This is a genomic window from Blastococcus sp. OS1-29 (assembly GCF_057628075.1).
Window position 1 is genome coordinate 346,923 of sequence record NZ_JBXXJK010000002.1, and the last position, 14,424, is coordinate 361,346.

Sequence of the window (14,424 nt, forward strand, 5' to 3'; positions counted from 1 at the left end):
CCTGGGGATTTATGCTGCGGGAGACCCATTCTTCCGGTATTCTTCGTACATGTGTTCGGACGATTCGGGTGGCGCGCTCGCCGACCTGGAGCGCGCCCTGGACCGGGTGACCGCCGAGAACCTGACGGGCATGTTCGGCCCGCAGGTGCTGGAGCGGTCCCGGCGGCTGCTGGCCGCGACGAACCGGCTCGCCGCCCAGGTCGCCTCCACCGTGCGGGAGGGGGAGCTGACCCAGGCGTCCGAGCACGACGGGGCGAAGACGATGCAGGCCTGGCTGCGCGGGCACGGCCTGTTGTCCTCGACAGCGGCGCACCGGCTGGTGGTCTCCGGGCGGGCGCTGGAACACCTGCCCGCCGTGGCGGCGGCGTTCGCCGCCGGGCGGGTGACCGCCGAGGCGGTCGCCGCGATCGCGCCGGTCGCCCGCGACGAGCACCGGGCCGCGGCCGCCGCGGCCGGGGTGGAGCTGGCCGCGGTGGATGCGGTGCTGGCCGACGCCGCCGCCACCCGCCCGCACAACGACCTGGCGCAGGTGGTGCACCACTACCTGGCCAACCTCGACCCCGACGGCACCGAACCCGACCCCACCGAGGGCCGCCGGTTCACCCTCGTCCGGCACGCCGACGGCAGCGTGTCCGGCCGGTTCGACCTCGACGCGATCGGCGGGGAGAAGGTGCAGGCCGCGCTCGAGTCGATCGTGCAGGCCCACCGGCCGGCCGGGGACACCCGCGGCCGCAGCCAGCAGCAGGCCGACGCCCTGGTGCAGCTGGCCGACAACGCGCTGGCCGCCGGCAATCTGCCGTTCCTGCGCACCGTCAAGCCGCGCGTGGTGGTCACCATCGACCTCGACGACCTGGTCGACCCGCATCCCGGGCACGGCGCCGCGCGCACCGGCTTCGGGGCGATCATCTCCGCCGCCCGGGCCCGGATGCTGGCCTGCGACGGCGGCATCGCCCGGATCGTGTTCGGCCCCGACGGCCAACCCCGTGACGTCGGCCGGGAGAACCGGTTCTTCCCCCCGCACCTCCGCCGGGCCCTCGATGCCCGCGACCGGGGCTGCGTGTTCGCCGGCTGCCATGCCCCCACCCACTGGTGCGACGCCCATCATGTCCTGCACTGGCTCGACGGCGGAGAGACCTCGGTGGAGAACGGGGCGCTGCTCTGCGAGCGGCACCACACCAAGGTCCACCACGGGTTCCGCATCGAGCTGCAACCCGACGGCCGATGGCGCACCTACCGCCCCGACGGCACCGAAATCCTCATGCCCGAACCAGTACTCGCAGCCTGACCCGCCCATCGGACGGGGGGAGACGCGCGTCCTTGAACCTCTGGTCCTCGCAAGCCGTGAACGCTTCAAGAGAGGCCTGACGCTTCTTGGAGGACTGCCGTGACCGTGCCAGGCACCGTGAGGGAATACCGCTCGATCCGGACCTGGAGGGGCGTGCCGCTCGTGCACGTGGCCCTGGGAGGGCGGGACATCGACGGTCGCTATCAAGTCGGTCGGGCTCGAGGAGTGATCGCCGTGGGTGGCATCGCCGTCGGGTTCGTCGCCGTCGGTGGGGTCGCTGTCGGCCTGGTGAGCGCCGGCGGCGTCAGCCTGGGTCTGTTCGCGGCCGTCGGTGGCGTGGCAGTGGCCGCGATCGCCCTGGGCGGGGTATCGCTCGGGGTGCTCGCCGTGGGCGTCGTGGCCCTCGGCATCGTCGCGGTTGGCCTTGTCGCGGTCGGCTCTATCACCAGTTCGGCGACGCCTGCCGCGGGAGTTGTGCTTGTCGGTACACGATCTCCACGTGCTCTGCTGAGCCCTCCACTGGGGCGAGTACTCAGCCGGGGCGATGAATCGGAGTCGCCATGAAGGGCAACTCAAGGATACGGAGGCCCCAGACAGGGTGAGGTGTCGCGGGGTCTCGGCGTCGGTCAGGAGCCGGCGAGGAGTGCGCGGACGGCGTCGATCGTGTCCGCCTCGGCCGGCGTCTTGTCCGGGCGGTAGCGCAGCACGCGGGCGAAGCGCAGGGCGACGCCGCCGGGATAGCGGGTGCTGCGCTGGGCGCCGTCGAGGGCGATCTCGACCACGAGCTCGGGCCGCAGTTCGACACCCCAGTCGGGCCGGGCCCGGGCGTGCTCGGGGAAGGTTGCCGTCTGCCACTCCAGCAGCTCGTCGGTCATGCCCTTGAACGTCTTGCCGACCATGATCGGCTCGCCGCCGTCGGGGTCCCGAGCGCCGAGGTGGATGTTCGAGAGCTTGCCGGTCCGCCGTCCGTAGCCCCACTCGGCACCGATCACCACCAGGTCGAGGGTGTGCACCGGCTTGACCTTCTGCCACGCCGCCCCGCGGCGGCCCGCCGCGTAGGCGGCATCCAGGGCCTTGACGACGACGCCCTCGTGCCCGGCGTCGAGGGCCTCGGCCAGCACGTCCGCCGCTTCCTCCGGGGCGGGGGAGCGCACGCCGGGCATCCGGAGCGCGGCGTGCTCCTCGTCGGCGAGCAGCTCGGCGAGTGCGTCGAGCCGCACGTGCAGCGGCTCGTCGAGCAGATCGCGGCCGTCGAGATGCAGCAGGTCGAAGAAGAACGGGCTGAGCAGCACCCCGGCGTCCGACACGTCGCTGCCGAAGCGGCTCATCGTGTCCTGGAACGCGCGCGGGCGGCCGTCGTCGTCCAGCGCCAGCGTCTCGCCGTCGAGCACGGCGGTGCGGCAGGGGAGAGCCCGCACCCGCTCGACGAGTTCGGGCACGCCGTCGGTCACCTCGCGCAAGGTCCGGGTCCACACGCGGACGTCGTCGCCGTCCCGGTGCACCTGGATCCGGGCGCCGTCCAGCTTGAACTCCACCGTGACGTCACTGCCGAGCGCCGCGAGCGCGGCGTCGAGCGACGAGCCGGGGCTGGCCAGCATCGGCCGCAGCGGCCGCCCGACCTCCAGCCGCACGGCCGCCAGTGCCGCGACCCCGCCGGTCAGCGCGAGAGCCGCGGTCTCCGGAAGACGGCCCGACAGCATGAACGCCCGGCGGACGGCCGTGGCCGGGACGTCGGCCGCGGCGGCGACGGCATCGAGCACGACTCCTTCGAGCGCACCCTGCCGCAGCTCCCCGGTGAGCAGTCGGGCGAGGAACCGCTGCTCCTCGCCGGTCGCCGCCGCCATCAGCGAGGCGAGGAGGGCGTCGCGGCGGGCGGTGGAGCCCGCGCCGCTGGTCGTGGCGAGCGCGGTCAGCGCCTGGTCGACGGCGGTCACGGTCAGCGTGGGCTCGGGAGCCGGGTCGTGCGCCGGCTTCGCCAGCGTCCGCCAGCCGACACCCGTGCGGCCCTGACGCGGTTCGCCGGCCAGCCACGCCGTGACCGGCTCGACCTCGTCCGGGTCCGCCCGGCGCAGCAGCTCCGCGATCGCCGTCGCCTTCACCGTGCGCGCGCGGGTCGCGGCGACGGCGGCCGACGTGGCGACGACGTCGGCGAGCAGCACGGGAATCATCGTGCCAGGCGTGGAACCCCGGGACGGGTCACGGCGTCCTGGACGCATCCGCCACTCCGATGCAGGGGGCCTCATGTCCGTCGTCCGCAGGTTCGCGCCGCTCGCCGCCGTCCTCGCGGTGGTGGCCGCTGTCGTGGGCGGGGGCCCGGTGCCGGTCCGGGCCGCCGCGCCGGAGGACGGAGGCGTCGACGTGCAGGGAGTCGGGACGGCGACCGGCACCCCCGACGTCCTGCACGTGACCATCGGCGTGGAGGCGGGCGGCGCAACGGTGGCCGACGCGCTCGACACCGCCAACGTCGCGGCCGGGAAGGTGCTCGACGCCCTGCGACGGGCGGGAGTCGCCGAGGCCGACGTGCAGACGCAGAACGTGCATCTCTACCCGCGCTACGACGGCAACGGGCAGCAGATCACCGGCTACACCGCCGGGCAGGACACCGCCGTCACCCTGCGCGACCTCGGGAAGGCCGGTGCGACCGTCAGCGACGTGGTCGCGGCCGGCGGCGACGCGGCTCGGCTTCAGGGCGTCGCCTTCGAGCTTGACGACGACGCCGCGCTGCGGGCGAAGGCGCGCGAGCTGGCGTACGCCGACGCCCGAGCCACGGCGGAGCAGTACGCGAAGCTGGCCGGCCGGGAGCTCGGCGACGTCGTCCTGGTGAGGGAACAGGTGACTCCGTCCGGCCCGATGCCGATGGCGGCGGCCGACTCGGCGATGTCCACCGCGTCGGCCGTGCCGATCGCATCCGGGGCGAGCGAGGTCACCGTGACCGCCCAGGTGCGCTGGTCGCTGAGGTAGCGCGGTACCCGTAACCGTCGGTACCGCGGATCGTTGCACCCGTCACAGTTCCCCCGGCTGCGACGGAGAAGTCCATGCGACGTCTTGCTGCTTGTGCTCTGGCCGCCCTCGGCTTCGCCCTCGTGGGCGCCCCCGCCTCCTCCCAGGCCGCCACAACGGTCCGGTACGTGGCGATGGGTGACTCCTACAGCTCCGCCTCGGGCGTCCTGCCCGCCGACCCGACGGGGATCTCCTGCACCCGGTCGCTGGTGAACTACCCCCATGACATCGCCGCGGCGATCGGCGCCCAGCTCACCGACGTGACCTGCGGGGCCGCCGAGACCAAGGACTTCTTCGAGTCGCAGCAGCCCGGGGTGGCGCCCCAGCTCGACGCGGTCCAGAAGGACACCCAGCTGGTCACCATGACCATCGGCGGGAACGACAGCGGCGTCTTCATCAACTCGATCGTCGAGTGCGGGATCGCCGGCGCGTCGACCGCCGGCCAGGGCAGCCCCTGCAAGGACAAGTACGGCTCGTCGTTCGAGGACACGATCCGCACCACCACCTACCCCGCCCTGGTGAAGGCGCTGCAGGCCGTGCGGGCGAAGGCGCCGCACGCGAAGGTCGCCATCCTCGGCTACCCGTGGATCCTTCCGCCCACCGAGGGCTGCTTCGACAAGATGCCGGTCGCCAAGGGCGACGTCCCGTACCTCCGCAGCGAGCAGGCCACGCTCAACGACGCCGTCAGGCGTGCCGCCGCCGCGACCGGGGCCAAGTACGTCGACATGAGCACCGTGTCCGAGGGCCACGACGCCTGCCAGCCGATCGGCACCCGCTGGATCGAGCCGGTGCTGCAGGGCACCAACCCGGTGATCGTGCACCCGAACGCCCTCGGGGAGTCGCAGATGGCCGCCCAGGCGATGGCGACCCTGCACCTGTTGTGATCAGTCCTCGCCGGCGAGCTCCGCGTGCATCTTGCGGAGCTCCCGCTTGAGGATCTTCCCGCTCGGGTTCTTGGGCAGCGCGCCGGTGAGGACGACGTACTTCGGCCGCTTGTAGCCGGCCAGCGTCGCCCGCGCGTGGGCGGTGACGTCGTCCGCGGTGATCGAGGCGCCCGGCTTCGGGACGACCACCGCGGTGACGGCCTCGATCCAGCGCGGGTGGCTGATGCCGAAGACGGCCACCTCGGCCACACCGTCGAGCGCGTAGATCGCCTCCTCGATCTCCCGGCTGGCCACGTTCTCCCCGCCGGTCTTGATCATGTCCTTCTTGCGGTCCACGACGGAGAGGTAGCCGTCCTCGGTCATGACGCCGAGGTCGCCGGAGTGGAACCAGCCCCCGGCGAAGGCCTCGGCCGTCTTCTCCTCGTCGTTGTAGTAACCGAGCGCCGCGTGCGGGCTGCGGTGCACGATCTCGCCGACCGAGCCGGGCGGGACCGGGGTGCCGTCGTCGTCGACCAGCATCGTCTCGACGTTCAACGACGCCCGGCCGGCCGATCCGGCGCGGGGCAGCTGCTCGTCCGGACGCAGGATGGTGGCCAGCGGCGCCATCTCGGTCTGCCCGTAGAAGTTCCAGAATCGGACGTCGGGCAGCCGCCGCTGCAGCTCCCGCAGCACCTCGACCGGCATCGCCGAGGCGCCGTAGTAGCCCTTGCGCAGGCTCGACAGGTCGGTGGTGTCGAAGTCGGGGTGCCGCAGCAGGGAGATCCACACGGTCGGCGGGCAGAACAGCTTCGTGACCTGCTCCCGGGCGATCGTCGCGAGGATGGCCGCGGGATCGGGGCCGGGCAGGATGATGCTCGTCGCGCCCAGGTAGACGTCGACGGAGAAGAAGCAGTCCAGCTGGGCGCAGTGGTACATCGGCAGCGAGTGCAGCTCGACGTCGTCCTCGCTCATGCCGCCGTCGATCGCGCAGCCGACGTACTGGGCGATCAGCGACCGGCTGGACAGCATCACGCCCTTCGGCCGTGACTCCGTACCCGAGGTGTACATCAGGCGGAGCGGGTCGTCGTCGCCGACCGGCACGTCCGGCGCCTCCGTCGGGCCCTCCTGCCACCAGCCGTCAACGTCCTCCCAGCCCTGGGTGGGGGCCGCGCCGGACAGCGGGATCCAGCCGCGCACGCCGCCGTCGACGCCGGCGGTCGACAGCGCCTTCTCCGCGGTCGGCGCCAGCGCGTCCTCGGCGACCATCCCGACGGCGCCGGAGTGCCGGAGGATGTAGGCGATCTCGTCGGGGCCGAGCATGAAGTTGACCGGCACGAGCACGACGCCCAGCCGCGCGGTCGCGAACGCGAGGACGGCGAACTGCAACGAGTTGTGCGAGAGCAGCGCGAGCCGGTCGCCCGTGGCCAGGCCCCGGGTGGTCAGCGCGTGCGCGGCCCGGTTCACCGCGTCGTCGAACTCCCGGTAGGTGACCCGGCGCTCGCCGGCGACGACGGCGAGCTTGTCCGGGTACCGGCGGGCGGTGCGGTGCAGCAGGTCGCCGACGGAGTGCCGGCGCGCCCGGGCGATCGAGGCGGTGGTCGCGGGGCCGAACATCGTGGGAGCGTCGTCCATGTCAGCCACCGTACGGGCGGGTGATGATCTCCAGCTTGTGGCCGCTCGGGTCCTGCCAGTACAGCCCCCGGCCGCCGTCGTGGGTGTTGATCTCGCCCGGCTGCTGCTCGAACGGATCGGCCCAGAACGTCAGCCCGCGAGCACGGATGCGGTCGAAGATCGCGTCGAACTCCGCCTCGCCCACCAGGAAGGCGTAATGCCGCTGGTCCACCTGTTCCTCGTCCATGAAGTCCAGGGACACGTCGTTGTCCAGGTGGACGACGTCGAACGGCCCGTAGGTCTGCGGCGGCGCCAGGCCGAGCACGTCGGCGAGGAAGCCGGCCGACTCGTGCCGGTCCCGCGCGGCGACGATCGTGTGGTTCAGCCGGACGGCCATCAGCGCTGCTCCATGACCGGCGAGCCAAGCACGTCGGCGGCCGGTTCGGGAGGTTGTCGGACTCCTCGGCGAGACTGGGCCGGTGAACCGGGTGGTCCTGCTGCGCCGCGGCGGGGACCTCGTGGAGGCGCGCGAGTGCCGGCACGACGGGACGGCGCCGCGGCCCGTCGTGCTGCCGACCGACGCGCTGCCGTCGTTCGTCGCCGAGCGCGAGCAGCACCCCGTGCGCTGGGTGTGGGACGACACCACCCGCTGGTACCCCGCGCTGCTCGCCGCCGGCGTGCGGGTGGCCCGCTGCACCGACCTGCGGCTGTGCCACGCCGTCCTCCGGCGTTCGCCGTTCGTGGACCAGTCGCTGCTCGCCGCCGACGGGACGGCCGGCTGGGACGAGCTGCAACCGGTCACCGCGGCCGACCCCGCGCTGTTCCCTCTGGCGGACCCGGCCGACCGGCTGGATCCGCTCGCCGAGCACGACCGGCAGCAGGCGGCGGTGGAGGCCTCGCCCGAGCGCGGGCGGCTGGCGCTGCTGCTCGCCGCGGAGACCTCCGGCGCGCTGGTCGCCGCCGAGATGACACACGCAGGGCTGCCGTGGCGGGCCGACGTGCACGACCGGTTGCTCACCGAGCTGCTCGGCCCGCGACCGGCCGCCGGCGCGCGCCCCGCCGTGCTGGAACGGCTGGCCGGGGAGATCCGAGCCGCCTTCCCGGCGCCGGGCCTGAACCCGGATTCGCCCGCGGAGCTGCTGCGCGCCCTGCAGGCGGCGGGCCTGCCGGTCACCGACACGCGCTCGTGGACCCTCGAGCAGCTCGAGCATGCGGGCATCCCGGCGCTGCTCGAGTACAAGAAGCTCGCGCGGCTGATGACGGCGAACGGCTGGACCTGGCTGGACGCCTGGGCCCGCGACGGCCGCTTCCGGCCGAACTTCCTCCCCGGCGGCGTCGTGACCGGCCGTTGGGCGTCGACCGGCGGGGGAGCGCTGTCCGTTCCGGTCCAGGTGCGTCCCGCGGCCGTCGCCGACGAGGGCTGGCGGTTCGTCGTCGCCGACGTCGCCCAGCTGGAACCGCGGGTGCTCGCCGCCATGAGCGGCGACCTGGCCATGGCCGAGGCGGCGCGGGCGACGGACCTGTACCAGGGCATGGTGGCCAGCGGCGCGGTGGCAACCCGCGCCGAGGCCAAGGTGGGCATCCTCGGCGCGATGTACGGCGGCACCCGCGGCGAGAGCGGCCGGATGCTCCCGCGGCTGACCCGCCGGTACCCGCGCGCGATCGAGCTGGTCGAACAGGCGGCGCGGACGGGGGAGCGGGGCGGGGTGGTGCACACCCTGCTCGGGCGGGGGTCCCCGGCGCCGACGGGGGCCTGGGCGCAGAGCGGCGGCGAGCTGGGGGAGCCGGCCGACGACGGGGGCTCGCGCGAGGACCGCGACCGCCACCGCCGGGCCTGGGGCCGGTTCACCCGCAACTTCGTCGTCCAGGGGACCGCGGCCGAGTGGGCGCTGTGCTGGCTGGCCGACCTGCGCAACCGCCTGTGGACACTGGGGGACGGCGAGCTGCACGAGCGGCCGCACCTGGTCTTCTTCCTGCACGACGAGGTGGTGGTGCACACCCCGGAGGCCCTCGCGGAGGACGTGGCCGAGCAGGTGCGCCGCTCGGCCGCGGAGGCCGGTCGCCTGCTGTTCGGCGGCTTCCCCGTCGACTTCCCGCTCGACGTTTCGGTCGTCGGGTCCTGGGCAGACGCCGGCTGAGCCGGCTCAGGCGCCGTCGAGCTCGGGGGCGCCGAAGCGGGCCAGGGACAGCGCGCTCCCGACGGTGACGACGAAGCCCGCGACCGCCAGCAGCGCCAGCCCGTGCGCCGGACGGTCGCCCACCGCGAGGCCGAGCAGCGACCCGAGCGCGGCTTCGGTCGCGACCATCGTCGTCGTCACCGCGACCACGGTGCCCCGGTGCAGGGCGAGGGCGTTGGCGACCAGGCCGGCCGCAGCAGCCACCCCGACGGCGTACGCGCTGGGATCGGTCAGCACGCCGGGCAGCGCGATCGGGCCCAGGACACGGGCCGCCAGGGCGAGCATCCCGAAGCAGCTGCCCCCGAGCACGGCCAGGAGCGTGGCCGCACGGGGTGACGGACGGGTGCGGGCCGCGGTGACCACGAGACCGGCCAGCACCGCGGCCGCGGCGAGCACCACCCACCGGACCGCCTCGGGCACCTGCGCCGGTCCCTGCGGACGCGCGGCCAGCGCCACGGCGACCAGCCCGACGGCGACCCCACCGAGGGCGAGCAGCTCGCGCCGGAGCAACCGGGTGCCGAGGACCACCGTGGCCAGCGCGGCGGTGACCCCGAGGCTGGAGGCGCGCCCGGCCTGCACGACGAACAACGGGAGCGCCCGGATCGCCACGACGGAGAACAGGAAGCCCATGGCCACGAGCAGCAGGCCGCCCAGATAGCGCGGGTCGCCGGCCAGCCGGGCCAGCAGGCCGGTCAGGTCGGCACGGCCCGGTCGGGCGACCGCTGCCGCCTGGAGCACGGCGCTCGCGCCGTAGCAGAGGGCCGCCCCGGCAACGGCCAGCACGGCGAGCAGCACTCCGACCTCCGTTCCCTCTGCGTGTTCCTGTGGCTGCGTGTTCCTGTGGCGTGCGACCGGCCGTACCCGCCGGACGGACGACCCATGGTGGCCGGGCGGCCGCGCGAGGCCCGGGATCTGGCGCGCGCAGGGGTGTCGCTGCGGCTGCCGTCGAGAGCCCGACATAGATTCTGGGACGTGCCGCAGCAGCGCAGCGGGGGCCTGGACGCGATCGTCCGCCGCCTGCCTCTCTACGCCCTCGGCGCCTTCGTCGTCATGACCGTGGTGGCGGCCGTCATCGGCTGGTCCACCTTCCAGGTGGTCGGCCCCACCCCGGGGCACGGCCACCTGGACGGCCCGCAATGGCTCGACGCGCTCTTCCAGGGCGATTCGGGCTGGTACTACCGGATCGCCTCGGAGGGGTACGCCTACACCCCCGGCCAGCAGTCCTCGATCGCCTTCTTCCCCGCGTTCCCGCTGCTGGTCCACGGGCTCGGCGTGCTCCTCGGCGGCGACTACTCCACGGCCGCGGGACTGCTGACCCTGATCTGCGCGGCGGCCGCGGTGATGCTGTTCGCCGACTGGGTGCGGTCGCGGTTGGACCCCCGCGCCGCCGTCGTCGCGGTGGCCCTGCTGCTCGTCTACCCCTACAGCCTCTTCCTCTACGGCAGCGGGTACAGCGACGCACTGTTCCTGCTGACCGCGATGGGGTCCTTCGCCCTGCTCGAGCGTCGCCACTACGTGCTCGCCGGGCTGGTCGGCGCCCTGGCGACGGCGGGGCGCCCGGTGGGGGTCGCCGTGGCCGTGGGCCTGGTCGTCCGGGCCACGGAGCTGCTCGCCGAGGACCGCGCCGCCCGCGTGAACACTCCGGTGCTGGTGGACGCGCGCGCACACGCCGGCGGCGCCCCGGCCGGACCGGAGGGAGACCTCCCCGCGGTGGTCCGCCGGCCGATGCCGTTCCGGGAGCTGGTCCGGGCGGTCCCGCACCTGCGGTGGCGTCAGGCGACCGTCCTGATCTCCGGGGCGGGGCTGCTCGCCTGGATGGTCTACCTCTGGCTCCGGTTCGACGACCCGGTCGCCTTCGCCACCGTCCAGGGGGCCCCCGGCTGGAACCAGGAGGGCGGCCCGCGCACCTGGTTCAAGATCCCCTTCTTCGGTGCCCTCTACTACGGCCGCTGGCACGACGTCGTCCTGGTCGCTCCGCAGGCGCTGGCCGCCCTCATCGCGGTCCTCCTGCTGGTCACCGTGTGGCGCCGGTTCGGCTGGGGCTATGCCGCCTACGCGGTGGTGTCGCTGGGGATCCCGCTGATCGGCACGAAGGACTTCATGGGGATCGGCAGGTACGTTCTGGATGCCTATCCGGTCCTGGCGGCGGCAGGCGTGGTGCTCGCCGGGGACCGGCGTCCGAGGTGGCTGGCCCCGGTGGTGCTCCCGTTGCTGTTCCTCGGGTTGTGCACCGCCCTGATCGCATTCGTCAACGGCGTGGAGGTCTCGTGAACTCGCCCGGCAAGGTCGAGCTGCTGTCGATCTTCTTCCCCATGTGGAACGAGGAGGACTACGTCGAGCGCGCCGTCCGAGCCGCCGAGGAGGAGTGCCAGCGGCTGGTCGGGATCGGTGAGATCGCCGCCTACGAGCTGGTGATCGTCGACGACTGCTCGACCGACCGCACCCCGGAGATCGCCGATGCCCTGGCGGCCGCGGACTCCCGCATCAGGGTCGTGCACCACCCGGTGAACCGCGGGCTGGGCGGCGGCATCAAGACGGGGTTCGCGTCCGTCCGCGGTGACGTCGTCCTCTACACCGACGCCGACCTGCCGTTCGAGATGCTCGAGCTCGGCCGGGCGCTGCGGGTGCTGCGCCACTACGACGCGGACATGGTGAGCGCCTACCGCCTGGACCGCACCGGTGAGGGACCGCGGCGGGCCGTGTACTCGTTCGTCTACAACTGGCTGGTCCAGCTCGCCTTCGGCACGCGGGTCCGCGACGTGAACTTCGCCTTCAAGCTGGTGCGCCGGCGGGTGCTCGACGTCGCGCAGCCGGTCAGCGAGGGCTCCTTCATCGACGCCGAGCTGGTCATCCGCGCCCAGCGGCTCGGCTTCCACATCGTGCAGATCGGCGTCGACTACTTCCCGCGCACCCGCGGGGTCTCGACGCTGTCCTCGCCGGCGGTCATCCGGCGGATGCTGAAGGAGATGCGCCAGCTGCGGGCCGAGCTGTCGCACCTGGCCCCGGTCGCCGGGTGAGCCGCCTGCTGGTGGTGAACGCCGACGACATGGGCCTGACCCCCGGGATCTGCCGCGCCGTCCAGCGCGCGCACTCCGGCGGCATCGTGACCTCGACGTCGGTGCTGGCCGTGGGCACGGCGTTCGACCAGGCCGCCGCGGCCGTGCGGTCGGCCGACGGGCTCGGCCTCGGCGCCCATCTGGCCATCGTGGGCGAGGACCGCCCCCTGCTCTCGGCCCGGGAGGTGCCCACGCTCGTCGACCGGGAGGGGCGATTCCCGCTGTCGTACCGAACCGTGGTCGCCCGCGGCGCGGCCGGCCGGATCGACTCCGACGACGTCGCTCGCGAGTTCCGTGCCCAGCTGGAACGCGTGCGGGGCATCGGCGTGCCCGTCACACACCTGGACACCCACCAGCACACCCACCTGTGGCCGGGGGTAGCCGCCGTCGTCGTCGAGCTGGCCCGCTCGGCCGGCATCGCCTGCGTGCGGCTGCCGGGGAGCCGGCGGCGCGGGCCGCTGGGAGCCGGCGTCCGGATCCTGGCCGGGCGGCTCCGACGCCGGCTCGACCGGGCCGGGCTGGTCACGACCGGGGCGTACGCCGGGCTGGACGAGGCGGGACACCTGGACGGCGAAAGGTTCGCGACCGCGCTGCGGACGCTGACCGACGGCGGCGCGCCGACGGCCGAGATCAACACCCATCCCGGCGAGGCGGGCGAGCCCGAGCTGTCCCGGTTCGAGTGGGGGTACCGCTGGGGCGACGAGCTGGACATGCTCACCGCGCCCTCGACCCGCTCGCTGGTGGATGACGCCGGCTGGCGGTTGGCGACTTTCGCCGACGTGGCGGCGAGCGCATGACCCGCTGGCCGGACGCCGCCGCACGGGCGGCGATGCGGGCGTACCGCGCGGAGCCGCTCGGCGCGCGGTTGCACGTCCTGGTGCGCTGGCTGACCTGCCCGTTCCCGCCCATCGTCGAGGCGCTGCCCGACGAGGGCCGGGTGCTCGAGGTCGGCTGCGGGCACGGACTCTTCAGCGGCTACCTGGTCCGCCGGTCGCCCCGGCTCCGGGTGCACGGGGTGGACATCGACGTCGACAAGATCGCCGTCGCCGCCGCGTCCGCGCCGGCCGCCGGCGGGCGCCTCGACTTCGCGGTCAGCGAGTCCGGCGCGGTGCCGGAAGGCCCGTGGGACGCCGTGGTCCTCGTCGACGTCCTCTACCTGCTCGACGAGAAGGCCCAGCGGGCGCTGCTGACGTCCTGCGCCGCGGCACTGGCACCCGGCGGGCTGCTGGTGGTCAAGGACATGGCGACCCGCCCGCGGTGGAAGGCGCGGTGGAACGCCCTGCAGGAGGCTCTGGCCGTGCGCGTCCTGAAGATCACCGCCGGCTCCCCGGAGTTCGCGTTCACCGATCCCGACGAGCGGGCCCGCTGGCTGGCCGCTGCGGGCCTCCGGGAGATCCGCTCCCTCCGGCTGGACCGGGGCCGCCTGCACCCGCACCACCTGCTGGTCGGCCGGGCCCGATGACGAGCGACCGACCCGCGGTCGTGGCGGTCACGGGGGGCGCCGGTTTCATCGGATCCCACGTCACCGCGGCGCTGGCCGCCGCCGGGCACCGGGTGCTCGTGATCGACGACCTGTCCGCCGGATCGGCCGCCAACCTGGCCGCCGTCCGTGGGGACGTCGAGCTCGTGCGGTCCGACGTCGCCGGGCCCGGCCTCACCGACACCCTGCGCTCGGCAGGAGTCCGTGCCGTCTGCCACCTCGCCGCCGCGATCGACGTCCGGGCGTCGGTGGCCGACCCGGTCAACGACGCCCTGCGCAACGTCGTCGGCACAGTCGCCGTGCTGGAGGCGGCCCGTCAGGCAGGGGTCGAGAAGGTCGTCTTCGCCTCCTCCGGCGGCTCCATCTACGGCTCGGCCACGCCGCCCCCGGTCGGGGAGGACGCGGTCGTCGCCCCGGAATCGCCGTACGCCGCGAGCAAGGCCGCCGCCGAGCTGTGGTTGCAGACCTTCCAGCGGCTGTACGGCCTGCGGTGGACGGCGTTGGCGATGGCGAACGTCTACGGCCCCCGGCAGGACCCCCGCGGGCAGGCCGGGGTGATCTCGCTGTTCACCGGGCGGATGCTCGCCGGGTTGCCGACGACCATTTACGGCGACGGGGCGCAGACGCGGGACTTCGTCTACGTGGGGGACGTCGCCGACGCGTTCGTGGCCGCGTGCGGGTCCCGGGCCGACGGGCTGCGGGTCAACATCGGCACCGGGATCGAGACGACCGTCCGTCAACTGCACACCGAACTGGCGCGACTGTGCGGCGTGCCCGACGAGCCGCGGACCGGGCCCGCCCGGCTCGGGGAACTGCAGCGGTCGGCGCTGGCGGCCGCCCGCGCCAAGGAGCACCTGGGCTGGGAGCCGAGGACCGGCCTCCGGGACGGCCTGACCGAGACGGTCCAGTGGGTGCGCGCGAGTGCACGCGCGGCGGCGGGCTGATCGCCACC

Annotated in this window: 14 protein-coding genes; 10 read left to right on the top strand and 4 right to left on the bottom strand. The window is 74.0% G+C overall.

All coding sequences use genetic code 11. The features are described 5' to 3' along the window. Positions 1 to 49: 49 nt before the first annotated feature. Positions 50 to 1,285 carry an HNH endonuclease signature motif containing protein gene (locus AC2H4J_RS06365; protein WP_487464007.1) on the top strand — a complete coding sequence of 412 codons (1,236 nt, stop codon included), beginning with the start codon at positions 50 to 52 and terminating at the stop codon, positions 1,283 to 1,285. Between the two features lie 99 nt (positions 1,286 to 1,384). After that, on the top strand, positions 1,385 to 1,849 hold the full coding sequence (locus AC2H4J_RS06370) for a hypothetical protein (RefSeq protein WP_487464008.1): 465 nt from the start codon (positions 1,385 to 1,387) through the stop codon (positions 1,847 to 1,849). A 62-nt stretch (positions 1,850 to 1,911) separates the two neighbouring features. Here AC2H4J_RS06370 and AC2H4J_RS06375 read toward each other — a convergent pair whose 3' ends face one another. Further along, the gene (locus AC2H4J_RS06375; protein ID WP_487464009.1) at positions 1,912 to 3,453 is read right to left on the bottom strand and encodes an ATP-dependent DNA ligase; all 1,542 of its coding nucleotides are present in this window, start codon (positions 3,451 to 3,453) and stop codon (positions 1,912 to 1,914) included. Positions 3,454 to 3,526: 73 nt separating this feature from the next. Between AC2H4J_RS06375 and AC2H4J_RS06380 the strand changes: the two genes are divergently transcribed. Together AC2H4J_RS06380 and AC2H4J_RS06385 are read left to right on the top strand one after the other, a co-directional pair. Continuing rightward, entirely contained in the window at positions 3,527 to 4,246 is a 720-nt protein-coding gene (locus AC2H4J_RS06380) for an SIMPL domain-containing protein (protein WP_487464010.1), read from the top strand. Positions 4,247 to 4,320: 74 nt separating this feature from the next. Continuing rightward, positions 4,321 to 5,169 carry an SGNH/GDSL hydrolase family protein gene (locus tag AC2H4J_RS06385; protein WP_487464011.1) on the top strand — a complete coding sequence of 283 codons (849 nt, stop codon included), beginning with the start codon at positions 4,321 to 4,323 and terminating at the stop codon, positions 5,167 to 5,169. On the opposite strand, the gene AC2H4J_RS06390 is transcribed toward AC2H4J_RS06385, so the two are convergent. Both AC2H4J_RS06390 and AC2H4J_RS06395 read right to left on the bottom strand, forming a co-directional pair. Then, entirely contained in the window at positions 5,170 to 6,780 is a 1,611-nt protein-coding gene (locus AC2H4J_RS06390) for an acyl-CoA synthetase (protein WP_487464012.1), read from the bottom strand. Between the two features lies 1 nt (position 6,781). Then, positions 6,782 to 7,156, bottom strand: a complete 375-nt coding sequence (locus AC2H4J_RS06395; protein WP_487464013.1) for a VOC family protein — start codon at positions 7,154 to 7,156, stop codon at positions 6,782 to 6,784. Between the two features lie 82 nt (positions 7,157 to 7,238). Between AC2H4J_RS06395 and AC2H4J_RS06400 the strand changes: the two genes are divergently transcribed. Continuing rightward, positions 7,239 to 8,897 (top strand): bifunctional 3'-5' exonuclease/DNA polymerase, encoded by a 1,659-nt coding sequence (locus AC2H4J_RS06400; RefSeq protein ID WP_487464014.1) that lies wholly within the window; start codon positions 7,239 to 7,241, stop codon positions 8,895 to 8,897. A 6-nt stretch (positions 8,898 to 8,903) separates the two neighbouring features. Here the strand turns inward: AC2H4J_RS06400 and AC2H4J_RS06405 are convergent, their stop codons facing one another. After that, complete coding sequence (locus AC2H4J_RS06405; protein ID WP_487464015.1) at positions 8,904 to 9,731, bottom strand: hypothetical protein; 828 nt, start codon at positions 9,729 to 9,731, stop codon at positions 8,904 to 8,906. A 177-nt stretch (positions 9,732 to 9,908) separates the two neighbouring features. On the opposite strand from AC2H4J_RS06405, the gene AC2H4J_RS06410 reads away from it, so the two are divergent. The 5 genes from AC2H4J_RS06410 to AC2H4J_RS06430 are packed head-to-tail and all read left to right on the top strand — an operon-like array spanning position 9,909 to position 14,416. Continuing rightward, a complete protein-coding gene (locus tag AC2H4J_RS06410; protein WP_487464016.1) occupies positions 9,909 to 11,207 on the top strand; it encodes a hypothetical protein in 1,299 nt (432 codons plus the stop codon). Then, the gene (locus AC2H4J_RS06415; RefSeq protein WP_487464017.1) at positions 11,204 to 11,953 is read left to right on the top strand and encodes a glycosyltransferase family 2 protein; all 750 of its coding nucleotides are present in this window, start codon (positions 11,204 to 11,206) and stop codon (positions 11,951 to 11,953) included. Before AC2H4J_RS06410 ends, AC2H4J_RS06415 begins: the two co-directional genes overlap by 4 nt. Beyond that, the gene (locus AC2H4J_RS06420; RefSeq protein ID WP_487464018.1) at positions 11,950 to 12,789 is read left to right on the top strand and encodes a ChbG/HpnK family deacetylase; all 840 of its coding nucleotides are present in this window, start codon (positions 11,950 to 11,952) and stop codon (positions 12,787 to 12,789) included. The genes AC2H4J_RS06415 and AC2H4J_RS06420 overlap by 4 nt, the downstream gene beginning before the upstream one ends. After that, complete coding sequence (locus tag AC2H4J_RS06425; RefSeq protein WP_487464019.1) at positions 12,786 to 13,454, top strand: methyltransferase domain-containing protein; 669 nt, start codon at positions 12,786 to 12,788, stop codon at positions 13,452 to 13,454. The genes AC2H4J_RS06420 and AC2H4J_RS06425 overlap by 4 nt, the downstream gene beginning before the upstream one ends. After that, entirely contained in the window at positions 13,451 to 14,416 is a 966-nt protein-coding gene (locus AC2H4J_RS06430) for an NAD-dependent epimerase/dehydratase family protein (protein ID WP_487464020.1), read from the top strand. Before AC2H4J_RS06425 ends, AC2H4J_RS06430 begins: the two co-directional genes overlap by 4 nt. Positions 14,417 to 14,424: the final 8 nt, after the last annotated feature.